The organism is Lactiplantibacillus sp. 3062 (assembly GCF_055413545.1).
Window position 1 is genome coordinate 1 of the sequence record NZ_JBVAYE010000018.1, and the last position, 22,778, is coordinate 22,778.

The window sequence follows — 22,778 nt, forward strand, 5'->3', positions numbered from 1 at the left end:
GAACAGCTAAATAAAGGTGAAGCTCGGCACGCGCTTTGTCGAAACATCTTTTATGGTCGGAAAGGGAAGCTTTATCAAACGTATTTTGATGGTATGGAAGAACAACTAAACGCTCTCAGTTTAGTCACGAATGCCATTATTTATTGGAATACCGTTTACCTGGAAAAGATTGTGACGCAGATGCAATCAGAAGGGTTTGATTGTTCTGACGACATGATCGGCAAATTATCGCCACTGATGTTTGAACACATTAACTTTGTCGGTAAGTACACGTTCCAATATAATGAAGCGTTAGAAAATGGTCATTTAAGACCATTGGATGAAGCAGACGAAAAATAAGATTGTTCGGTTTTTAAAGTCTACCGCTACTTTTCGTACGAATGTTCCAGAGCTCTTTTTAAATAAAGCCAATATAAAAAATCAGAAACGCTGTTAAATCAACGTTTCTGATTTTTTGTTCGGGATCCTACCGCTACTTTTCGTATGGATGTTCCATTGACCCCAAGTAGTAGATCTTTATAATCAAGGTTATCGAAGAGTTGTCGACTTAGACCTAAAAGCCTATTTTGATAACGTTAATCATGACTTGATGATTAAGTATCTCCAACAATATATTGATGACCCATGGACACTAAGACTCATTCGTAAGTTTCTAACTAGCGGAGTCTTAGACCATGGGCTTTTCGCTAAGAGTGAAAAAGGAACCCCACAAGGAGGGCCATTGTCACCACTACTGGCGAACATCTATCTAAATGAGTTGGACGAAGAGTTGACTAGACGTGGTCATCACTTTGTGCGCTATGCGGATGATTGTAACATCTATGTTAAAAGTCAACGAGCCGGAGAACGAGTAATGCGAAGCATTACCCAGTTTCTAGAAAAGCGCTTGAAAGTTAAAGTGAACCCAGATAAAACCAAAGTCGGTAGCCCGCTACGGTTGAAGTTTCTTGGCTTTTCGTTGGGTGTAGACCACAATGGGGCCTACGCCCGTCCAGCTAAACAATCGCAACAACGAGTAAAGAAAGCACTGAAGTTATTAACTAAACGTAATCGTGGAATATCTCTGACAAGAATGTTTGAAGAAATTCATCGAAAAATGCGTGGGTGGCTTCAGTACTACTCAATTGGGAAACTAACTAACTTTATTCAACGCCTTGACAAGTGGTTGAGGGTCCGAATAAGGCAGTATATTTGGAAGCAATGGAAAAAGTTTAAAACTAAGGTAACTAACTTACAGAAGTTGGGGCTGTCCCAGCATGATGCATATGTCTTCGCTAGTACCCGAAAGGGCTACTGGCGAACTGCACATAGTAAGACCTTGAGCTATTCTCTAACTAATAGAAAACTGGAACAACTCGGACTTATGAATATGTCCAAGACGCTCCAGTCAATTCAATGTGATTAAGTTGTCGAACCGCCGTATACGGAACCGTACGTACGGTGGTGTGAGAGGTCGATAATTGAACTAATCAATTATCTCCTACTCGATAAAACATGACTAGTTTTTATCTTTATAATTTATTTTTATTAACGATTAAATTAGAATCTTGCCATACCTAATGCATGTTGAGCAGCTAGGTTAAGCAAACTCCATTGACGGTCAAATCCTGGTTGGAAGAAGAAGTCTTGTTCAGCCAAGTCTTCCAAGCGCATCTTATGACTAATTGCCAAAGCTAAAACATTGCCTTGAGCAGTAATATCATACTTAGAAAGGACAGCACCGCCTAAGATTTGGTGAGTATATGGATTAAAGGTTAAGCTGACATATACCTTAGGATTATCTGCTTCTGGGACATAAGCTGGACGCATATGATCTTCATAGAAGCTAGTTTGATAATCAAGCTTATTCTTAGCAGCTGAAAACTTATTTAATCCCGCAGTAGCGAAGTGATAGTCAAAGACGCTAAGAGCTGAAGCACCGATAACACCCTTGAAAGCGCGATCTGGCTTATCTTCAAAGATATGATCAACCACATATTGTGCTTCTCTTCTAGCAGTAGTAGCTAAAGCAATTGGCATTGGCTTACCTGCTGGAATAGAAAGTGGCAAAATTGCATCTCCAATAGCGTAAACGTCTTTAACATTCGTTCTCAAGTATGGATCAGTCTTAATCCAGCCTCTTTGATCTAAATCAACTGTGCCCTTTATCCAATCAGTATTAGGAGTTACCCCTGCTGAAACAACAACCAAGTCAGCTGGTATATCGCCTTGATCGGTCTTGACGCTTTCAACTTTTTCATTACCGTTGAAGCCTTCAATTTTAACGCCCATCTTCAAGTCCATATTCTTCTTAAAGGTAGGTTCCAAAACATCAAGCAATTCAGGGTTCAAGTAAGTTCCTAATGGACGATCAATCATGTCCATTAAAGTTACATGCTTGCCAGCTTTAGCAAATACTTCACTAGCTTCAGTACCAATATAACCAGCACCAACAATAGCAACATTCTTAATTGCTGGATTGTTAACAGCACTCATTAACTTAGAAGCCCAATCACGTCCACGCATTAAATAGATATTCTTAAGATCATTGCCAGGTACTGGTAAAACCTTTGGCGTTACACCTGATGAAAGAATTAACTTATCATATTGAACTTCTTCTTCAGAATTATTGGTTAAATCCTTAACTGTTACTGTCTTATGTTCAGGATGAATCGCGGTTACTTCATGGTTGGCATAAACATGACCGCCCTTCTTTTCAACATCTTCAGGAGCAAAGTTTCTGACGTCATCTTCAGCCGTAACTTTATTTTCTAAGTATAATTGCATACCACAGGACATAAATGAAATAAAGTCGCCAGCTTCATAAACAGTTACATCTACATCATTATATTTATCCAACAGCTCAATTGCTGATTCATGACCACCATGTGAAGCACCAACAATTACAATTTTACGTTTATCCATAAAATCCTCCTAACACAATAGTTTCTTCATTACATTTTCAAGGGTAACACTTATTACTTAATGTCTATCATATTTTGCTCAATAAATTGATTAAAAATAAAAGTTTGGAGTTGACGCTCCAAACTTTTTTGCTATATCTTCTGCTCAACATCATGAATCTTCACAACTAATACAGTGCGAATCCAATCAAATTGGGCTTTCATTTGGTCAAAATATGCGCCTTCATTAATGAATTGACCACTGCCATGAATATGATAACCGCGACCCATTCCAGCGGTTCCTGAATAATTGTAAGAACCAATCGTAATGATCAGTTCATGTTTTGGATCTTTTTCAAAATCTTGTTCAATCGAGTGCATCCCCGCAGCTGGAATCAAAATTATATCATCAGAAACCACGTTAATATATTGTGACCAAGTATTAACTACGCTAGCTGGATTACCATTAATCGAGACAATCGTTGCCGGCCCTTTGTCTTGTAAAACATCTAAAAAATCTTCGTTCATTATTTTTGTCATGATTTTTACCTCCTATGTTCTGCTATTCAACTATATTCCTAAGCACCGCCAAGTTATGACAGAATTTCAAAATTAATATTGCTGGATAATTCGTTGCAACTTTTCCAAATATTTTTCTTTTAACTCACTGAGAGTCCAAGTCATGAAGACCTTTGATAAAAGATCCAGACAGTATCAGCTACTCAAATCTCCCTGGAAATTATACTTGAAGAAGTTTGATGAGCTTGAAAAAGTTCATCCTCGCTACAACTGGCATTACAAAGACTGCTTAACTCAAGCACAAGTAGTTACAGAAGGCATTAACACCAGCACTACTTTAGAGAATTCATATAACCTGATGCAAAGCTTTATTCAAGCCGTTGAAACTGGCAATACGCATGAGCTTAAATCATTGATTACCAGCAAAGATTCAATTGGAACCCTAATGCATAAGACGCTGCTAACTTTTAAATACAATCTAAAAGCGGTGCTTAGAAGCTGTTTATTATCTTGGATTTTGACCCAATAATTTGATAAACTACTGTCAAAAAAGTTGGTGATCATATGCAACATTTTAGTCATCATTACCAAAGCGATATTTCTCGGCAACAATTCGATTTGATCCGTCAGGATCTGGAAGCTTCAAGAAAACGAACTCACCCAAAACACATTGATCCTTATGATATCTTCTGTGCCATGCTCTATGTCCTTAAAAATGGCTGTACTTGGCGTGATTTGCCGGCTGATTATCCAAAGTGGTCCACCGTTTACTACTATTGGATGAGTTGGTCAAAAGCCCCCACCCCTGATAAACCAGCTTTATTAACTCAGGTTTTAAAAAAATTGTCGCTGATCGACGATTAAGGCAAGGGCGGTCAGCCCGAACTTCGTTCGTCATTTTAGATGCCCAAAGCATTAAGAACACCGCTACCGCTGAAAATAAGGGTTACGATGGTGGCAAGAAAATTTCCGGCATTAAGCGCCATTTAGCCGTCGACATCAATGGATTCCCGCAAGCTATCCATATTACCCGGGCTAACATCACTGATCGTGACGGGGCGATTGCACTCGTCACCCTTAATTTAGAGCAGTTTAAATTGGTTCGAACCATGATGGTTGATAGTGGTTATACCGGCCAAAATTTTGCCAATGAGATTAGCAGTTTAACCTCAGCCAAGGTAATCGTCGTTAAAAGAAATGAGTTACACCAATTTTCGGTTATCCCCCAACGGTGGCTCATTGAACGTTCATTTAGTTGGTTGGGAAATTATCATCGTTTATGGCGTAACTGTGAGCGTAAGCTCAACACTAGTCTCATGATGGTTTCGTTAGCTTTTATCAGGTTACTTCTCAAAAGATACTAAACAGTTTCTTAACGGAGCAGCTCTACCTTATTCTAACGGCTGTCTTGAAGGCTTCAATCGCAAAATCAAACAAATCGAACGAACAGCTTTCGGCTATTCCAATTTTATCAATCTATTAACCAGAATTCGTTTAGAGGAAAATCAATATAAAGAAAAAGAACCAAACAGCCTTTTAATGACTGCCTGATTCTATTCATTTACTCTCTATCAACAGGATTTGACAAAGAGCCTTTTATTAACAAATCGCTTTAGTGCTTTGTGATTACACATAAGGCGATTCCTAACTGCGTCTAAAAAGTGGTCTTTGGGAATAACGATAGTTCTCATTTCGTGGCTCTTGATGGGAATAAAACCTGTCTCTGTGATTTCATCACCATTTTGGATATTCACCATTTCAAGGTAAGGGTATATCCCTTTATCTTCATCTTGATTTTTAAAGTTCTTGGAAAGTATATGGTATACCCAAGACTTTGTTGTGTGTATAGTCTTACTATTATTGTCCTTGTAAAACCTAAGCTTCGTTCTAATGATGTATGGTAATAACTTGCGATATAGATAGAACTTCCTGTTTGTAACCATTATCCCTAGCAGTTGCGAAGCCTCTGTTCCTACACTGTCATTATATACAACAATAGCCGTCTCAAAATCATTACTTCCTGAGGAGTATTCAAAAGATTGCCTTAGTTTCTTGTGACTATTTCTTAGAAATGTTATCAATGTTAATCCGAATGCTAACCAACCTACCGATATATGAATGCTAATCCATTGGATTATATTTAAAATGAATTCCCATGATTGACCTATAAACAATTGTATAACTTTCAACATTATAAAATCTTCTTTCTTATTTTTTTGCATTTGCATTATTATTTTGGGAATTATCAGGTGCCTTACTGTTCTACGTCACCAAGTTTTAAAACCTTCCTTCAAATTTCGTCCGTGTCCTACTAGCAATATAAGGATTACCCTGAAAATTAATCTTTTTAAATTGGTTCTCACTAGTAATATAGCAATCAAGTGAATTTGTTTTAAAGCTTGGATAATGATACAGATTCCCTGTATAATGGCTCCTTGTAGAGAAGTTAAGGCGGTGGCTATTTCCGATCGGAGGTGGTGCTTATGGTGTAAAACCTTTAAAGCCCATAAATCCCAATGAAAGGAGTAGCCTAAGTGTCCGTTGCGGACGCTTTACAATTAATGCTGGCTTTCGGTACCTTTACCGTGGCCTTAATTGCATTGATTGTTGAGCTGATCAAAAGTCAGCAAAAAAAATAACCGCCTTAGCTCTGGCAAGCTAGCGGTTATTTAATAACGTTAAATTATGCCACCGTCTTAAACGGCTCTACATGGGAAGTCCTGTTCACGCAGGGCTCCTTTTTTCTATCTATATTATAGCATGACCATAACTGAATTTCGACTATTTTAAGTTAGATTTGTAGCAGGTGAATTAATGGAGAAACTCAGATATAAACTTTCACTATCATCTTGCCATACAGGAACGTCAATTAATTTTTCTGTATCATGGTTTACATTTTACAATCCGTTGGATTGCACGATTGCTGAAGCGATACCCCACAACCACTTCTCGTGAATTACGGCGTTGTACCCTACGGCGGTCAATATTTCTTGTCGCTACTGAACGGCTGTATTACCAGTGCAAGCATACCTGTGGTTGATTCTGGTTGACTAATCCCATTACAAGAAATTCACAAACTGGTATTTAAAAAGACAAAGAAGCTATAAAGCAATAGATCTCCGTTATTTGCCTATTTAGCATTGGATTTAAGCATTTCGAATTAGATTTTAAACAATCTCTGCCTAATACTATATTTTATGTGCTTCCATATATACATGCTTAGGACCAATCGATTGATATACTATAACACTAATTTTTCTAGTTCTAACATCCATACGGAAATTTTCTTTAACAATTTTTGAATTATGCATCGGATTAGTTGACGCAAATATATTTATCGTTGTGTACCCTCTTTTGGATATATCTTGAATAGCTTTTGTAGACTTTTTTATAAAATCTTCATTGTATGAGCGTTCCCCATGGTTGCTTCGCTCTATGACCCAAGTATCATAACAATTAAATTTCTGTGGAATTTTACCTGATAGTGGATATGTGTCAACTAATTGTAAATTTGCTACCTCTCCACCATGTAGTTTTCCGTGTGTTAAAGACACTTTATCATCCCTGGAAGGAAGGTTATCATATTCTGGAGTCCAAAAAGCTGATTTATAAACTTTAAATTGGATCCATATAGGGAGATTAATCACATTAATATGACTGTATCCAAAAATAAACCCGAGAAATGTTAATAGCCCATATGAAAAATTGACATACCCCAAACCATTAGCATGGAAAACACTATTTTCATTATCTTTTTTAACCTTTCTAAAAGCTAAATAAAGGAATACAAACAACAAGACAATATTTGTCGCCAATTTAAATCTAGTCAATATGTCACTAACTATGCTCAAGTCAGACGCAGTTAGTGATGTAAAATCAGATATTATTTTGATAATTGGTAGGTGCAAAATATATATTAAAATAATATATATAAATCCCCACCAAAGATAGGTGCCAAGAGGTGGTAGAATATCAACCATTATAAATTTATTTAAGTCTTTTGACATTTTTACATCGCATTTCCTAATCATTTAGGATGAATTCCATTTCCAAACCATTTTTTTGTTATTAAAAATAGTTCGTAAAAATAAAGCCATTCACAGGTCCAAGGAAGAATATTGGCTGTTAATAATTTATCACTGTCATATTCATGATAATTTGGCATATAAAGACATAACTTAACCTTATCTTCCTTTACATTTTTATGATAAATGTGTGGAGGTACTATTCCATTTCCCTTTTGAAGTAACCCTTTTACCCACACATCTATTTTTCCTCCTATAAAGTAACAAAAACAAACAGTATAAGTATCACTGTTTATGGTTGGTTTAATCTGTGCCGTTATCTTAAAAACTTTTTTGCGAACGTTTATAGTTCCTTGCCCCTTTATCGCATCTTTCAAATCGTAATATTTAACAATAAAAAAAGCAAGTGACTCCGGCTTACGTTTTATCATCTTTGAGCACTAGTTCTCCCCAAAAAAGTTATTTTGGGGAATGGATGTATGTTCTTTACTTCCAATGACAAATCCAGATTCTTTATCAAAAGACATATTTCCTAACTTTTGGTCGCTCTGATTTATTTGACCGATATGCTCATAAGCAGATGCTACCGGTTGCCCTAATACATCGCCCAGACGTTGAGAAAACTGAATACGGCTTTCGCATAGGCTTGCTTTCACTAGATCTTGATAAACTGCCTTTCCCCACTTTATAAATGCTTCTTTACGTTCTGGATGATCTATCCATTTATCGGTAAACTCTTCTGATGTTTCAATTGGATTATAGATATGGTAATTTCCGTCTAATCCTTTGCTGCTTTCCATAAATTGTGGAATGGCAGCACTTATATTTGAAACGGATTGAAACAAATCACTTTCTCCATTGTACAGAGTGGCCGCTATAGTTGTAATCAACATGGAAATTGGTTTCTCTTTATCTGGCCTTGTTTGGAAAAATTTATTTCTGTGATATTTCAAAATTTGAACCGTTTTCTGCAATATAGTTCTTCTTTGATAAGAATGAATAGGTTCAATAGATTCTGTAATTTTTTCATGAACCGTTTTATCGATAATTCCTTGATTTTGAAACCATTTTTTAAATGCTTTAGGATTGCTTTTGATGAAAAAGTATCCCTGATCATTTTTGTCTGTTATATAAAGATCTTCAGCGCTATTTATTTTTGCTGGAACAATATCGATATGTGAATTATTATAATTAACAGTCCATGCTCTTCCTTTTTCCGAAAATTTGTCTTTGTATCGATTACTGTTGCTTAATACATCACCAATGTTTTCTTTTACATCAGATGGACCTATATCATCGTCCATAAAGGCAATAACAAAATCTACATCAAAATCGTCCCTATCTGCGTTTAAGGGTCGTATGGTAGTCCCTAAACTATATGATCCTTGAGGGAACATTTTTACGTTATCATACTCATTATCAAATAAAGATGTTAATGAATTGAATTCTCTTTCGGCTGTACTACATGCTGTCTGAGACAATTGGATTTCTTTCGCTAATTGATCATAAAACAAAGATAACTCCTGTGATTCTGGCATATTAAATACCTCCTATGCATGTGCTGTTATGTATTTTAAGATGATAAACGTCTTAAAATGCTTTCTAAATGTCATATTAAGCACAATTCCAACTAATAATTGATATTAATCAACGAGACTTACAATAAAAAGCACTACGTAACTTTGATAAAATTACAAGGCGATAATTAAGTTGTTCTTATAATTGTTGTAGTCTTGAAGCGGTTTGTGCGGGAAATCCGATTATATGAGGCCTATTTTCTATTTAATTGTAACATGACCTTTAATAACTGGCTAACGTTTCAGACTTTGATCAGAGTCAGGATTAGGTTGTTTGATTCCCGGATTCTGTTTAGAAAATATTTTCAGTTGTTTTTGCGTTCGCTCACTGATTTCCTGGTGTACATCATTTAACTGATTTTTTAAATCTGATTTTTGTTGTGGATTAGTCACTTGCCTAACTTGTTGCTCCAAGCTTTGATAAAACTGATTTAGTGCCTGGGCTGATAGCTTTTTTAAATCATGCTCAGGCTCTTTTTGTGCTTCTTGTAAGCCTAATTGTTTGGTTAAGCCATCGCTAAGTTCAATCACTTTGTTGCTCACTTGCTGGATCTCACTTAAAGCGCTATGGATTACGGCTTTATCTTTGGCCCAGGTGGCCACGTAACCGAGTGAGTAGTTGCTAGTATCAACGCCAATATTTTGCATGGCAACATACGCAACCGCTTCGGCTTGGGTTTCCTGATAGGCTCGTGGCCGATCTTTAAAGGCTGATTTTAAGCCGTGTAGCTGGCTATGCGCATATTCGTGGTATAACGTCTTTAGTTTCAAAGCATTGTCGGGCTCATCGCCACCAATGACGATTTCATTAGTGCTGGGTTGAAAATACCCCTTAGCCCCATTTAGCGTCGCTAAAGGCACTTCACTGACTTTAAGGTCGGTTTGCTGGTTTAAATAATCTTTGAACGCGTTATACAAGCTCGTTACATTCTGATGATCGGCTAAATTTTCTTTGACAAAATCCTTGGCACTTAACACTGGCTCACCGCTAGTTTGTGACACGTCAAAGACGGGTAGATAACGGTAACCGACAATGGCGCGTTCATCGGTGGTATCAAGACGCTTTTTCTCGGCTGGTGTTAACTTCTTAATAATCGGGGCCGCAATCCGAATCGCTTTTGCGCCTCGTTTGACGGTGCGGTTAAAAGCCTTCTGCCATTGCTTAAAGCCCGCGACTTGAGTGGCTTGCGGATTTTGCGCATAAATCAAATCAATGTTTCTGGCGCTATAATGATGAAATTTAGCCAGGGTATTAAGATACTGTTTAAATCGGTCACTATCGGTTAATTTTAGGATTTGTTGTTCGGCTTGGGCGACTAATTGTGCTTTCCAGGCTTTAACGTCGGCTTTACTCGGCATTGTCTACCCCTCCTCATCTTCAAAAGTATCATTCAATGTCGGCAATGATCTTATTTGAATCGGAGTCGTGCCATAAAGGGCAACGTAGCCATCGGCTAATTTTTGCCAGGCCACTTGATAATAGGCGCCGTTACCAGTGATTTCTTTTAGATACTTGTAGGTTCCTTTAGCCTGCAAAATTGGTAATTCACTCCCAATGACTGCTAATTTATTATCCATTTTATGATCTCCTTTGCTTTGCTAATCTCACCCGTTGTTTGGGTTTACTTTTAGGGTTGTAAAAGTGAACCTAAATGACGGGTTCACCAACCCGCAACAACGTGCAGGGCGGTAGGCAGGTTCTAATCAAAATCAAAACTTAATTTATGGCCGTCAAGCTTTAACTTGGCGTCAAACGACTTTCCTTTTTTACTCTTGAACCCCTTTAATTTGCTGGTTTCCCCCTTGGTGACCAACGCTTTAATTGCGGTCTTACCGAGGGTCTTACTGCTCCATTTCTTGGGCAGGGTAAAGTCTTCGCCTTGCTTGGGCTTCACAATGTAAAACTTCTGTTTATTTAAAACGGTCGCTTGCGGTGTTTCTAAGAAGACCTCGTCGGACTTTTGTGCTTGCTGTTGGTGATTGATTTGTTGCTTAATGGCTGCATTGCCGGTTAATTGTGTGGGAACATCAGCGATTAACTTCGCCACAAACTTCTTAATTTGGCTCAAAAAATTATCCGGAGTGCGTTCTTCGGTACTGATTTGCTGTAACGCTTGCTCCCATTTTGCTGTCATCTCTGGGCTAGTTAACAAGGGTTCGAGTTCAACCGCTTTACATAAAGTAATCCCCGCTTCACTGACGTGGAGCTTGTTCTTTTCAGTAACTAAATAGCCGCGTTTCTTTAACACTTCCAGCACATTGGCCCGGGTTGCACTTGTCCCAATTCCTTGCACATCTTTAAGAATCGCCTGGGCTGCTTCATCATCAAGCGTTTTGCCGGCGGTCTTCATGGCCGTAATCAGGGTACCTTCGGTAAATGGTACCGGCGGGGTCGTTTCTTTTTGCGGCGTTTGCAGATTTGCTTGGACTTGATCGCCTTGGTGAACGAGCGGTAAAGTTGCTGCTTCTTGCTGGTCGGCTTTGTGATCATTAAATAAAGCTTGCCAGCCTTGCTTAGTTGGGACCTTACCGGTTGCTTTAAAATTGGCGTCACCAACTTGGGTAATAATGGTGGTTTCCTCGTACTCGTACGGATCAGCAAACATCGCTAACGTCGTTCTTAAAACCAAGTCATAGACTTGTTGCTGTAATTTAGGTAAGGCAGCTAATTGATCTTTCGTCGGGACGATTTTAGTCATGATAATGGCGTAGTGTTCTTCAACCTTCTTTCCATTAACATAGCGCTTATTCGGGGCGGTATTGGTTAAAGCGACTTGCTTAGAGACCAACCCCAGATACTTCGTCAGATTAGCCACTAAATAATCAAATTCTTCATCAGTGATATAAGCACAATCGGTGCGGGGATAACTGAGCAGTTTGTCTTCGTATAAACTCTGAATGGCCGCCAAAGTCTGGCTGGCACTGGCATGATACCGTTTATTCATGGCACTCTGGAGACTGGATAGTGAGAATAGTTGGGGACTAGCACGTTTTTTAGCCTGGTTTTGAATGTCCTTGATTAAGCCAGCCTGTGAGCCTTTCTGAACGTGTTTAGCTTGCATGAATGTCATTAGCCCTGTTTCGTCTTTAAATCGCTGATAGGGGTCTAATTTTGCGACGAATTTTTGCTGATTAGTTAAAATTTCCGCATTTAGTTCAAAATAAGGTTCTGGCTTAAAGTTTTTGATTGCCTGGTCTCTTTGATAAACCATATACAAAGTTGGCGTCTGTACTCGACCAATCGAGTACACCCCGCGCACCCCGTTTTGTCTTAATAGCAAGGTGTATAAAGGGCTGCCATTCATTCCAATTAACCAATCGCTAATTTTGTGATTACAAGTGCATGCCCCCATCTTCATGCCGGTTTCGAGTTTGGTGTTGCCGTTGCTTTTTCGTCATTTCCCACTCAGTCTCCTTTAAACCTTGCGCCTGTTTTTGCCGTTCGTAATCTTCATCACGGGCATATAGGGCGGTCATGATTGCGTTACTAAAGGCCGTCTTTAAGTAGTAGCTTGGACTAACTGGCTTGTAATTTAGCGGTTGATAATGTCCAATATTTACTTTTCTATACTGGTCGTCCTTGGCTTGTTGCCCTTTTAACTGCTTTTGGATTTTCTCGATCTGACTGTTCTTAATCGTCGGATCGGCTTTGCATTCGCCAAAAAAGAGTTGTTTAGTGCCATCATGCTTTAAAACCCGTTGTAAGTGATGATTTTCTAACTGATCTAAGCTAAGCTGTCCCGATAAATAAGCTAGTCCTTGTTGATGTTCTTGGGGACTGAACACCTGTGGTGGATTTGCTTGCCACTGTTCAATTGTTTCAGCCTGACATGGCTTTAAAACAGGATCATAGTACATCACGGCTGTATAGGCTTGTTCCTGTTTAATCATTGGTAATTCATTAAAATTGCCGTTAGGAAAGGCTCTTCTTAAAACTTCCTGGTATTGGGTTTGAATAACTTGCTTAACAGCCATGATTGTTCGCAAATCTTTGACTGCGCGAGTAATCTTTTGCTGCTCGGTTGGTGAATACTTTTCTAGTAGACCTTGATCAACGTGTTCTAGACTTTCTAAGCTATCATCATGAATCATCAGCGTATATTTAAGCTCGATTTTGACTTCCTTTTCTTGTTGCATTAATAACTTCCAGCCAACGTATGGCCGTTTGGTAAAGGTCAATAATTGTCGGGTCGATAAATCATCACGAATATTCATTAAACGTTCGTTTAATTCACTGCCCTTGAAAATCGTTTGTTCACTATTAGTTTCTTTAATCAATTCCCGTCGTTCAGCCGCGGTTGTCTGTTCAAAATCAAGCTCTGGATAAAGTTTTTTAGTCGTGCGATCAACTACTTTATTTAAGAGCTCATCTGCTTTTTTTAGTGAACTTTCTTGTTGGTTAATTGTCAATAATTGCTTAGTGACATCTTCACCAACAGCGTGCTTAATTAAGGTACTGTTTTTCCAATTAAATAGCATGCGCCGCTTATCATCTAAGCTTTCCAAACTAATATAAGTTTTCAGTTTGTGGCTTAACTCTTTGACCACTTTTTTCTCGTTAAACGAGAAGTGTTTACTTAGGCTATCCAAGTGACCTCGATTAATTACTTTCTCCTGCATATTTTTATAGCCAGCTTTGGTCTTACGATATTTCTTAACTTGTTGGTTAAATTCTTTTCTTTCATGCCGTTTGCTATTGATTCCCTCGTGTTGCATTGGTGTGTCAGCTATTCCCTGTTCCACAAATGATTTTTCACTGATCCGATCAGGAATGTTTTTTTGCTCTAAAGCCTGATTGACACTTGCCGCCCAATTGTGCCGCCATTCAGTTATTTTTTCTTTTTTATCCCAATCAACCAACCAAATTTTTCGGTTTCTCACATTCCCTGCAGGGGTCTTAGTTTTATTACCATGACTATCTAAAATGTATTCGGTTTTTGTTTTCTGTCCCCAAGTACCATCGGGGTTAAATGGGCGATTGGTTAACATCACGTGTGCGTGTGGATTATCTGGGTGATCTCTATGAATTGCCACATCAGCTACCATACCTTGATCGACAAAATTTTCTTGCACATATTTTGTCAGTAATTCTTTCTGTTCGGATTCACTTAATTCTACCGGTAAAGCCACGTTAAACTCTTTTGCATACCGTGAGTTTGATTTACGATCTTTCTTTTCAACTTCATTCCACAACTGCTCTCGATCACTCGCCCATTCAGGTGAATTTTTTGGCGTCAAAATAAAGCTTTCTGGCATGATCGATCGGGCATAAAAATAGTGGCGACCTTCCTTATCATCAAATAGTTTTTCACCACTTCGATAAGCGGCACTGGCAATCGCACTTCGTCCTTTACCAGCACTAATATTACTAAAACTCATATGAAAAATTGCCATGTCGGTCACCACCTTTCTTTGGGTTTATGGGTTTGACTTTGTTGTCGCCATCGGCGACTTCTAATACAGGTTTTAATGGGTTTAGCACAACGTCATCAAAGATGACGTGTAAGTGCGCATTGACCTCGTTTCACTCGGTCTTCTGATTCTCTTAGCTTTAACTTAGTGTATGCCTTCCGCTTCGCTATTTCAACTTTTATACTTTGACTTAACGTTTCCCTTATGATATAGTGTCGGTGATTATTTCTAATATGATTGGAGGGATCGTTATGTCTCAAAGTAACTTAGAAAAACAAGAAGCTAAATTAAAAGCCCTTAATCAAAAAATTAAGGACGAAAAAAATAAGATTGAACAACGGCTAGGTAAACAAATCATCAGTCAAGCCAATTTAGATTATGCTAATTTGTCTAACGATCAGATTAAGCTTTTAGCCAAGCAATTTTCTGAATTTTTAAAGGTAAAGTCCGTAGATCATTAGCCATACGAGATGGGGAAATTCCATGTCTAATCAATATGAAAAACTAGTCGAGCAGCAAGCGCGTTTAAAACAAAAAATTGAGCGAGAAGATTTTAAATTACGACAATCTAAATACTATGAAAATCGGCAAGCCCGCAAAGCCCGTTCTCGCCGATTAATTCAAAAAGGGGCTTTGCTCGAAAAATACTTTCAAGCTGATAACCTCTCGGTCGAACAAACCGAAGAACTTTTAAAAATATTTGCTGACTATGTTAACGCCCATAAACCGGATAAATTAAAAAACGATCAACCTAATAACTAGGCCGATCGTTTTTATTTTCTGGATCATTTTTAGGCTTTACTTCTGGGTTTTGATCTGCAAAATTTTGTAACTGCTTTTGCACCTTTTCTGGATAAGTAATATTTTGGTTTATCCAAGGAAAATGCCTCAAATCGTTCTTAAAAACTTGTCCCTTCTCTATTGCATAAACAGAGGTAAACTTTTCGCTATTATCATAGATCATGACCTTATCAGATTTAAAGGCCACTAATGGCAAATTATGTTTGGATTGCTGATAACGTTTCTTGATCGTTGCTACTGGAACACCGTGGCCACCTTTTTGTACCCGTTCGTTGACCCTTTGGATAGCTAAATTTTCATCTCGCAAAGCAACATATAATAAAGTCACTTCAAAGCCATTTTTGTGAGCTTTGTCAATCAAATTGAGTTGAGCTTTGCCTCTACCTGCCAGTGTTGTTTCTACGTGAATACTTTGCTGGTGATCTAAAGCATAGTGTAGTTGTTTGATTTCTTCTTTCATGGCTTTTAAGTTGTCACTATCTTTATGCCAATCGCCACCCATTTGTCTTAAAAGTTCATCAGCGTTAATCCGTTTTGTTTTGTCAAACAAGATGGGAAATGTATCGTATAGCGTACTTTTTCCTGCTCCGTTAATACCAGCAACAATTATATATTGGGGTTTATCTATCAACGGACAAAGTCCTTTCGCTTAATAACCTCATCTTGCCTTTTATCTAAAAAGTAGGTATATAAAGCGTCATATACTTTGCGCTTTTCTGGATCTGGCTCATGTAATGACTTATCAAGTAAATCTTTTAAATCAGTTTCTTTGGCAATTTCAAAAAAGTCATTAATTGTGATTGTATCTTTCATGTTCATCACACTTCCAAGTTATTAATTTATTTAATCTGATAAGCCATTAGTCCTCATCTGGATCATTGAGCCAATCAGCGACTTCTTTAGCGTCTTTGAACTCTGTTACTGGTGTCTCTTTGGTAGCCTTTAAAAGGCTTAAATTAGCTCTTTCGGCTTCGCTCAGGGCTGGTTTAAACGGTAATGCTGCGTCAGCTACGATCCGCTTATAAAACATATTGATCGCGGTAGTTGGGTTTAGACCTAACTGGCTTAAAACGGCTTCGGTATTATCTGCCAATTCTTTGTCAATCTGGACTTGTACGCGTTTCTTTTCCTTAACTGCCATGATTTTCTCGCCCCCCTTTATTACTACTCACATTATACTAATCTTTGAGTACCATCTCAATTAGCCTGCTTCTTTAAAAGTTGTGAATTTAAGTTTGCTGTCCTTTCCGCAATGGCACTTATACAACGTTCCTAAAGTGCCCGTAAGCGCATTTTAAAACTCGTTTAATATAATTATGCTCTATCTGTTTAAAACAGCTTAAATGGCCTTATATAGCTTTTTAGTTTTAAGCACGCTCATCGTTAGGGTGTTTGGCCGCATATTCTCTAGCCGCTTGTTTATTCCACCAAACGCCAAATAGGTTTTGCATGGTGCCGTATAAGTAGTTTTCCACGTTCTTGATGTGCTTCTCATTGCTTCTAAGGGCGTTAAAGTAGCGTCTCAAGGCTTTAGTCATCAAAGGCTTCAGTTCCTCATCATCAAGTGGAATTGTGACGCCAATGTCCTGATGATCCTTTTCAACTCGATATTTAGCATTCAAGATGATACCAATAAACCGGCGCATTTGTTGCGGGGTACGGCACCAAAAACTAAGTAGTTGCACAGCTTCGGGTTCTAAGAAAACCGGTAAGCCACTGTCTTCATCAGTTAAGAAGTCATTAGCATGGGTCACCAAATCTCGGTTTTGGGTTTCTAGTTCTGCTGGTGAAAAATGGGCTGTGGAAAAGTCCAACTTTTGAGTATCTATATTGTATCTATTAGTATCTAAATTATTAGTATAGTCTAGATCTTGTCTCTTTTTGAGAAGTCCGCTTGTACCAAGGGATTCAGACGTATCAGAAACGGTATCATGCGGGTTTCTCTTTTTGAGAAGTCCGCTTGTACCAAGGGGTTCAACGGTATCATGCGGGTTTCTCTTTTTGAGAAGTCCGCTTGTACCAAGGGGTTCAGGCGATTTTAATGGCTCTCGCTTAATATAAACGTCTTTTGCTGTTACTTCCAAATCTGCCAAATATAATCTATTTGGTTCGTTTTTGCCTGATCTTGGATTAAACCCCATATGTTTTTGATACAAAAGGTTCGCGTCCATTAATTCGTGTTTAATCTTATTGATTTTATTATTTGACCAGTTTCGTAAATCTTTTAGTTCATTGTTTGTGTATATGAAATATACGTTGTTATTTTCGTCAACCCAATTATTGCTTAGTGAGTAACTTAGACGATCGCGTAACACCGAATAAAGTAAAATGGCACTATCGCTAAGATCCTTATATTTTTCCCCTTGGAGTAAGATCTGCGGCAAAGCGTAAAACTTTACTTCATAGGCCCTTTTAGCATTTGTAAAGTTGAAGTTTGATTGATCCATAATAAAAGCTCCCTTTCTTAACTGACACACGCCGTCTTAAAGAGAGTTGCTAAAACATCTGACTTGTTTTAAAATACAAATCTGATATGCTTTAACTGAATTACAAAGCGAACATTGGACGTGATCGGCTTTGTAAATTCACCGGCATGTGTCTATTCTGGGTTGCCCATACGGCAACTTTTTTTAATTTCTAACAACAAAAATGGACTAAATAGCATTGGTTAGCCACTTAGCCCATTGGATTTAATTTGTTTTTAACTATCCTTCACTTGTCCCATAGGACTGGTTTGCGGTATAATTAACCTACAAATTAAGAACAATGTTCAGACGATTTTAACTTGGCGGTCTAAATCGTCTGAATCTAAGTAGCTCGCTATTAGCTACTTGCTAAACCTAAAATCCCCGATTCCTCGTGAATCGGGGATTTTTCTGTTTAGCTTGATCTATTTATTCGGTTGTTAAATTAATCTTAGTCTAGCATAGCGCTTACCTACAGGCAACCGTATTTGGTTTAGTGCACTTTACTAGTTTTTACCTAATCACAAATTAATCAAGCGAACAAATTGCGTATTTACTTGTTTGATTAATTATTTATTTAACTGCTAAATTGCATCTATGATTGAAGCTAAGAATTCTGAACGATTTTTAAATCCGTTTTTTCGGGCAGCCGTATCCATTTTTTTAAGTTGACTTTCAGTAATTGAGAAGGTCACAGATCGCTTACGCTCTACTTCCTTTCGGCTGATATTTTTCAAAAATGCGACTGCATCTTTCTTGTTGTCTTTCAATGTAGTTTCGTAACTTTCTCTCATTTCTTCGTCTTTTTTATGGTTGAATGAATCTAAACTCATAATCTAACTCTCCTTACTTGGTTTTATTTGCTAATTCTTGAAAAAGATGATCGGCGTGTTCTATGAACTTTTGATTTTGCTTTAAAATGGATTCATCATGATTGGCTAATTCAAATATTGAAGCGTGCCTTGCAGTAGCTTTATTAAAGAGCTCTCTTTCAGGAATTATAGTTGCGACTGTTTCATCGCCTTCTATGTGTTTTAGCAAATCGCGAGACATGCTTGTATTATGTCTAATCATATTACCGATAAAGAAAAGCTTTGCGTCAACGTAAGTTTCGCCAGTTCGATAGTCAAAAAGTGATTTTCTGAATTTTTCGAGTCGTGTTTCTAGGTCAAACTTGGCATTGTAGCCATGTTCACTGGGTGTAATGGGACTAAGCAGGTAATTACTGATAGCAATAGCGTTTTTAGTGATGGTGCTAAAATCTGGGTGCGTATCAATTAAGATATAGTCATAGTCGGTTAAGCTTAATGAATCGGAGTTGTTTTTAAACCACATGAACAACATCATTTCTTTGTTACTGTTATTTTCTAGATAACTTCCTAAAACATCTAGGTCTATAAAACCGGCTATTAAATCTAGATTCGGTCCGACACTGTCAATTTTTACTTTTTGAGCATTGTCATTTTCTTTAAACGCTTCAGCGATGGTATTGTTTCGTCGTGTTTTTTCAAAAACGGTTGTTAAATTGCACTGATGGTCTAAATCTATTAATAGAACCTTCTTACCATGTTTGGCTAACCAATCACCATAATTTAAAGTCAAGGTTGTTTTACCAACACCACCCTTGATAGCAGTAAAAGTAATAATCTTCATCTTGATACCTCCTTCATCTAGCTTAATTATATCATTAGTAGACAAATAAATAAACAAACAATTTATTAAATAATTAAGCTGACAATTAACTCATTTTTAAAGCTCATTTTTAAAGATTCTATATTTTTTGCGATATCTGATAAAGGTCGTCCGTTTAATCCCTGTATTACGGGCAACATCTACATCACTCATGCCTGCCTGATAAAGTTTAAAAGCATGTTGCAAGCGGGGATCGTCTTGGGTGTATTGGGGTTTGCGTCCATGATATTTGCCCTGCTGCTTGGCCAGAGAAATCCCTTGTTGTTGACGCTCAATGATCCGCTTACGCTCACTTTCAGCCTGGTACTTATACAGTTCAATAATGAGATTGGTCATGAGTTGACGTAAATTGGGGTCAGCAATCCCCGTCATGGACGGTAAATTCAACACATCTAGGGTGGCACCCTTATTTTGAATGGAGTTCATGATCTGAGTTAAATCCTGGTTGTTTCTGCCTAAGCGATCTAGTTCAGTGACCAGGACAATATCACCCTCACGAATATAGGCCAGCATTTTTTGCAGTTCTGGCCGATTAGTGTTAGCCCCACTTAATTTATCCGTAAATAATTTATCAACGTCTTTTAAAGCCGCTAACTGTCGATCTAAATGTTGCTCCTTGGAACTCACACGCGCATAACCGATTTTAGCCATTTCCAGTTCTCCTTTTGGACAGTTCTAATGAACATTTGTAATTCCTAGTATAGCACAGAATCAAAAAAGGCCACTAGGGTATACCCTAATGGCCGTTTGATATGAACTTATTTTGTTTTATATTTATCTTGAACAGCAAGAATTTTTGTTAAATATTCCATATCTAAATCTTTTCCCAAGGAGTCTTGATAATCTGTTTCAACGACAAATTCCTTCACTGTGCCACTCATGGTCTGATATATGAAATAAATATAAACGGGCTTTTTATTAACGAAGCGCTTTAATGCTTTATAATTAGACGTAAGACGATTCTTAACTGCGTCTAAAAAGCGCCCTTTAGGAATAACAATAGTTCTCATTTCGTGACTTTTGATGGGAATAAAACCAGTCGCCGCAATTTCATCGCCATTTTGGATATTCACCATTTGAAGGTAAGGATATAAGTCCTTATCTTCATATTGCTTTTTATAGTTCTTAGACTTTATCTTATCTATAAACAATAAAAATAAGCGATATGTCCAAGACCTTGTCGTATGCGTAGTCTTACTATTGATGTCTTTGCACAATCTAAGTTTTACTCGAATGATGTATGGCAACAACTTTCGATATAGATAGAATTTCTTGTCTGTAACCATTATTCCTAGCAGTTGAGACGCTTCAGTTCCTAAACTGTCATTATATATGGAAATAGCTGTTTCAAAATTGTTGTTTCCTGAGGAGTATTCAAAAGATTGTCTCAGCTTCCTGTGACGATTTCTTAGAAGCTGTTTAGTATCTTTTAAGAAGTAACCTGATAAAAGCTAACGAAACCATCATGAGACTAGTGTTGAGCTTACGCTCACAGTTACGCCATAAACGGTGATAATTTCCCAACCAACTAAATGAACGTTCAATGAGCCACCGTTGGGGGATAACCGAAAATTGGTGTAACTCATTTCTTTTAACGACGATTACCTTGGCTGACGTTAAACTGCTAATCTCATTAGCAAAATTTTGGCCGGTATAACCACTATCAACCATCATGGTTCGAACCAGTTTAAACTGCTCTAAATTAAGGGTAACGAGTGCAATCGCCCCGTCACGATCAGTGATGTTAGCCCGGGTAATATGGATCGCTTGCGGGAATCCATTGATGTCGACGGCTAAGTGCCGTTTAATCCCCGAGATCTTCTTACCACCATCGTAACCCTTATTTTCAGCGGTAGCGGTGTTCTTGATACTTTGGGCATCTAAAATGACGAACGAAGTTCGTGCTGATCGCCCTTGCCTTAATCTTCGATCAGCGACAATTTTTTTAAAACCTGAGTTAATAAAGCTGGTTTATCAGGGGTGGGGGCTTTCGACCAATTCATCCAATAGTAGTAAACAGTGGACCACTTTGGAAAATCAGCCGGCAAATCACGCCAAGTACAACCATTTTTAAGGACATAGAGCATGGCACAGAAGATATCATAAGGATCAATGTGTTTTGGATGAGTTCGTTTTCTTGAAGCTTCCAGATCTTGGCGGATCAAATCGAATTGTTGCCGAGAAATATCGCTTTGGTAATGATGACTAAAATGTTGCATATGATCACCAACTTTTTTGACAGTAGTTTATCAAATTATTTGGTCAAAATCAAAGATACTAAACAGCTTCTTAAAAATGTTATTACTGCTAATCCGAATGCTAACCAACCTACCGATATGTTAATGCTAATCCATTGGATGATATTTAAAATTAGTTCCCATGATTGACCTATAAATAATTGTATAACTTTCAACATTATAAAATCTTCTTTCTTATTTGTTTGCATTTGTATTATTATTTTTATAATTATCAAGCGCCTTACTGTTCTACGTCACCAAGTTTTAAAGCCTTCTTTCAAATTTTGTCCGTGTCCTACTAGTAATATAAGGATTAACCTGAAAGTTAATCCGTTTAAATTGGTTCTCACTAGTAATATAGCGATCAGGCAAATTTGTTTTAAAACTTGGATAGTGATATAGATTCCCTGTATAATGGTATTTTGTAGAGAAGTTAAGGCGGTGGCTATTTCCAATCGGAGGTGGTGCTTATGGTGTTAAACCTTTAAAGCCCATAAATCCTAACGAAAGGAGTAGCCTAGGTGTCCGTTGCGGACGCTTTACAATTAATGCTGGCTTTCGGTACTTTTATCGTGGCCTTAATCGCATTAATTGTTGAGCTGATCAAAAGTCAGCAAAAAAAATAACCGCCTTAGCTCTGGTCAGCTAGCGGTTATTAAATATCGTTAAAATCTGCCACCGTCTTTAACGGCTCTACATGGGAAGCCCTGTTCTAGCGGGACTTCCTTTTTCTATTACATTATAGCATGTCCCTTAAAAACTGGCTAACGTTTTAGGCTTTGATCAGGTTCAGAATCTGGTTGTTTAATTTCTGGATTCTGTTTAGCAAATGCTTTCAGTTGTTTTTGCGTTCGATTACTGATTTCATGGTGTAAATCATTTAACTTATTTTTTAGTCCTAAGAACCTGTCTAGTATCTGCTGAATCTGGTAGAATTGTGGAAAACCGACTGAGGAGTTTGTCATGCCAGATTCAGCAGATACTAGACAGGTTCTAAGCAATTCAGTCAGGATGCCTGCTATCAACCAATCACTTGTCGCGTTTTTCGCCCCCAGACGAAAGGTATCGTTGAATCGTTAGCCCGAACGGTCGAACGATTACGGGTCTATAACCATGAATTCAGTGATGGCTGCTCAGAAGTCAATAACTTGGACTATTTTTATTCAGT

24 protein-coding genes and 5 pseudogenes are annotated in these 22,778 nt (G+C 37.9%); 11 read left to right on the forward strand and 18 right to left on the reverse strand.

Annotated features, from left to right (window positions below):
- Together ACWQAU_RS14735 and ACWQAU_RS14740 are read left to right on the forward strand one after the other, a co-directional pair.
- Positions 1-339 (forward strand): Tn3 family transposase (locus ACWQAU_RS14735; RefSeq protein ID WP_141346048.1); only part of this gene is annotated, 339 nt, incomplete at its 5' end.
- Between the two features lie 163 nt (positions 340-502).
- Positions 503-1,405, forward strand: a pseudogene (locus ACWQAU_RS14740) (reverse transcriptase domain-containing protein); the annotation flags it as partial.
- A 134-nt stretch (positions 1,406-1,539) separates the two neighbouring features.
- Here the strand turns inward: ACWQAU_RS14740 and ACWQAU_RS14745 are convergent.
- Positions 1,540-2,904, reverse strand: a complete 1,365-nt coding sequence (locus ACWQAU_RS14745) for an NAD(P)/FAD-dependent oxidoreductase (RefSeq protein ID WP_042749386.1) — start codon at positions 2,902-2,904, stop codon at positions 1,540-1,542.
- Between the two features lie 131 nt (positions 2,905-3,035).
- The gene (locus ACWQAU_RS14750; protein ID WP_035454452.1) at positions 3,036-3,422 is read right to left on the reverse strand and encodes a hypothetical protein; all 387 of its coding nucleotides are present in this window, start codon (positions 3,420-3,422) and stop codon (positions 3,036-3,038) included.
- Positions 3,423-3,537: 115 nt separating this feature from the next.
- Here ACWQAU_RS14750 and ACWQAU_RS14755 point away from each other — a divergent pair.
- The 5 genes and pseudogenes from ACWQAU_RS14755 to ACWQAU_RS14775 all read left to right on the forward strand — a co-directional run.
- Positions 3,538-3,915 (forward strand): annotated as a pseudogene (locus ACWQAU_RS14755) (ISL3 family transposase); the annotation flags it as partial.
- A 50-nt stretch (positions 3,916-3,965) separates the two neighbouring features.
- Positions 3,966-4,765 (forward strand): IS5 family transposase gene (locus ACWQAU_RS14760; protein ID WP_162920435.1). Its coding sequence is split into 2 segments (ribosomal slippage): positions 3,966-4,254 and positions 4,254-4,765, totalling 801 coding nucleotides; the frame shifts between segments, so codons are not numbered across the junction.
- 4 nt (positions 4,766-4,769) lie between these two features.
- Positions 4,770-4,952 (forward strand): annotated as a pseudogene (locus tag ACWQAU_RS14765) (transposase); the annotation flags it as partial.
- Positions 4,953-5,935: 983 nt separating this feature from the next.
- Positions 5,936-6,040: pseudogene (locus ACWQAU_RS14770) on the forward strand (putative holin-like toxin); the annotation flags it as partial.
- 263 nt (positions 6,041-6,303) lie between these two features.
- On the forward strand, positions 6,304-6,441 hold the full coding sequence (locus ACWQAU_RS14775; protein WP_235851289.1) for a hypothetical protein: 138 nt from the start codon (positions 6,304-6,306) through the stop codon (positions 6,439-6,441).
- Positions 6,442-6,589: 148 nt separating this feature from the next.
- On the opposite strand, the gene ACWQAU_RS14780 is transcribed toward ACWQAU_RS14775, so the two are convergent.
- The 7 genes from ACWQAU_RS14780 to mobQ form a co-directional block, all read right to left on the reverse strand.
- Complete coding sequence (locus ACWQAU_RS14780; RefSeq protein ID WP_128384024.1) at positions 6,590-7,408, reverse strand: hypothetical protein; 819 nt, start codon at positions 7,406-7,408, stop codon at positions 6,590-6,592.
- Between the two features lie 20 nt (positions 7,409-7,428).
- Positions 7,429-7,857, reverse strand: a complete 429-nt coding sequence (locus tag ACWQAU_RS14785; protein WP_045353650.1) for a hypothetical protein — start codon at positions 7,855-7,857, stop codon at positions 7,429-7,431.
- A 9-nt stretch (positions 7,858-7,866) separates the two neighbouring features.
- On the reverse strand, positions 7,867-8,964 hold the full coding sequence (locus ACWQAU_RS14790) for a nucleotidyltransferase domain-containing protein (RefSeq protein WP_045353652.1): 1,098 nt from the start codon (positions 8,962-8,964) through the stop codon (positions 7,867-7,869).
- Between the two features lie 273 nt (positions 8,965-9,237).
- On the reverse strand, positions 9,238-10,362 hold the full coding sequence (locus ACWQAU_RS14795; RefSeq protein ID WP_063488844.1) for an ArdC-like ssDNA-binding domain-containing protein: 1,125 nt from the start codon (positions 10,360-10,362) through the stop codon (positions 9,238-9,240).
- A 3-nt stretch (positions 10,363-10,365) separates the two neighbouring features.
- The gene (locus ACWQAU_RS14800) at positions 10,366-10,581 is read right to left on the reverse strand and encodes a hypothetical protein (protein ID WP_045354103.1); all 216 of its coding nucleotides are present in this window, start codon (positions 10,579-10,581) and stop codon (positions 10,366-10,368) included.
- A 122-nt stretch (positions 10,582-10,703) separates the two neighbouring features.
- On the reverse strand, positions 10,704-12,362 hold the full coding sequence (locus ACWQAU_RS14805; RefSeq protein WP_228403064.1) for a type IA DNA topoisomerase: 1,659 nt from the start codon (positions 12,360-12,362) through the stop codon (positions 10,704-10,706).
- Positions 12,337-14,397, reverse strand: a complete 2,061-nt coding sequence (gene mobQ / locus ACWQAU_RS14810) for a MobQ family relaxase (protein ID WP_079111875.1) — start codon at positions 14,395-14,397, stop codon at positions 12,337-12,339. The genes ACWQAU_RS14805 and mobQ overlap by 26 nt, the downstream gene beginning before the upstream one ends.
- Before the next feature lie 251 nt (positions 14,398-14,648).
- Between mobQ and ACWQAU_RS14815 the strand changes: the two genes are divergently transcribed.
- Entirely contained in the window at positions 14,649-14,876 is a 228-nt protein-coding gene (locus ACWQAU_RS14815; protein ID WP_003555660.1) for a hypothetical protein, read from the forward strand.
- A gap of 22 nt (positions 14,877-14,898) precedes the next feature.
- The gene (locus ACWQAU_RS14820) at positions 14,899-15,177 is read left to right on the forward strand and encodes a hypothetical protein (RefSeq protein WP_041095822.1); all 279 of its coding nucleotides are present in this window, start codon (positions 14,899-14,901) and stop codon (positions 15,175-15,177) included.
- Here the strand turns inward: ACWQAU_RS14820 and ACWQAU_RS14825 are convergent.
- From ACWQAU_RS14825 to ACWQAU_RS14865, 9 genes are all read right to left on the reverse strand, one after another.
- On the reverse strand, positions 15,167-15,847 hold the full coding sequence (locus ACWQAU_RS14825; RefSeq protein ID WP_063488847.1) for a zeta toxin family protein: 681 nt from the start codon (positions 15,845-15,847) through the stop codon (positions 15,167-15,169). The two genes, ACWQAU_RS14820 and ACWQAU_RS14825, sit on opposite strands and share 11 nt — an antisense overlap.
- The gene (locus ACWQAU_RS14830; protein WP_010620892.1) at positions 15,844-16,029 is read right to left on the reverse strand and encodes a hypothetical protein; all 186 of its coding nucleotides are present in this window, start codon (positions 16,027-16,029) and stop codon (positions 15,844-15,846) included. The genes ACWQAU_RS14825 and ACWQAU_RS14830 overlap by 4 nt, the downstream gene beginning before the upstream one ends.
- A gap of 46 nt (positions 16,030-16,075) precedes the next feature.
- Entirely contained in the window at positions 16,076-16,357 is a 282-nt protein-coding gene (locus ACWQAU_RS14835) for a type II toxin-antitoxin system RelB/DinJ family antitoxin (RefSeq protein WP_010014831.1), read from the reverse strand.
- A gap of 226 nt (positions 16,358-16,583) precedes the next feature.
- Complete coding sequence (locus ACWQAU_RS14840) at positions 16,584-17,663, reverse strand: replication initiator protein A (RefSeq protein ID WP_063488846.1); 1,080 nt, start codon at positions 17,661-17,663, stop codon at positions 16,584-16,586.
- A 602-nt stretch (positions 17,664-18,265) separates the two neighbouring features.
- Complete coding sequence (locus ACWQAU_RS14845) at positions 18,266-18,514, reverse strand: ribbon-helix-helix domain-containing protein (protein ID WP_002825834.1); 249 nt, start codon at positions 18,512-18,514, stop codon at positions 18,266-18,268.
- A 13-nt stretch (positions 18,515-18,527) separates the two neighbouring features.
- Positions 18,528-19,334 (reverse strand): ParA family protein, encoded by an 807-nt coding sequence (locus ACWQAU_RS14850; RefSeq protein ID WP_010010267.1) that lies wholly within the window; start codon positions 19,332-19,334, stop codon positions 18,528-18,530.
- Positions 19,335-19,430: 96 nt separating this feature from the next.
- Entirely contained in the window at positions 19,431-20,024 is a 594-nt protein-coding gene (locus tag ACWQAU_RS14855) for a recombinase family protein (protein ID WP_034528490.1), read from the reverse strand.
- Between the two features lie 107 nt (positions 20,025-20,131).
- On the reverse strand, positions 20,132-20,590 hold the full coding sequence (locus ACWQAU_RS14860; protein WP_128384022.1) for a hypothetical protein: 459 nt from the start codon (positions 20,588-20,590) through the stop codon (positions 20,132-20,134).
- Positions 20,591-20,792: 202 nt separating this feature from the next.
- Positions 20,793-21,592, reverse strand: a protein-coding gene (locus tag ACWQAU_RS14865; protein WP_099046409.1) for an IS5 family transposase whose coding sequence is annotated in 2 segments (ribosomal slippage) — positions 20,793-21,304 and positions 21,304-21,592 — 801 coding nt in all. Because the reading frame shifts where the segments join, the coding sequence is not laid out codon by codon here.
- 566 nt (positions 21,593-22,158) lie between these two features.
- Here ACWQAU_RS14865 and ACWQAU_RS14870 point away from each other — a divergent pair.
- Entirely contained in the window at positions 22,159-22,236 is a 78-nt protein-coding gene (locus ACWQAU_RS14870) for a putative holin-like toxin (RefSeq protein WP_076661461.1), read from the forward strand.
- A gap of 375 nt (positions 22,237-22,611) precedes the next feature.
- Positions 22,612-22,761: pseudogene (locus tag ACWQAU_RS14875) on the forward strand (IS21 family transposase); the annotation flags it as partial.
- Between the last annotated feature and the right edge of the window lie 17 nt (positions 22,762-22,778).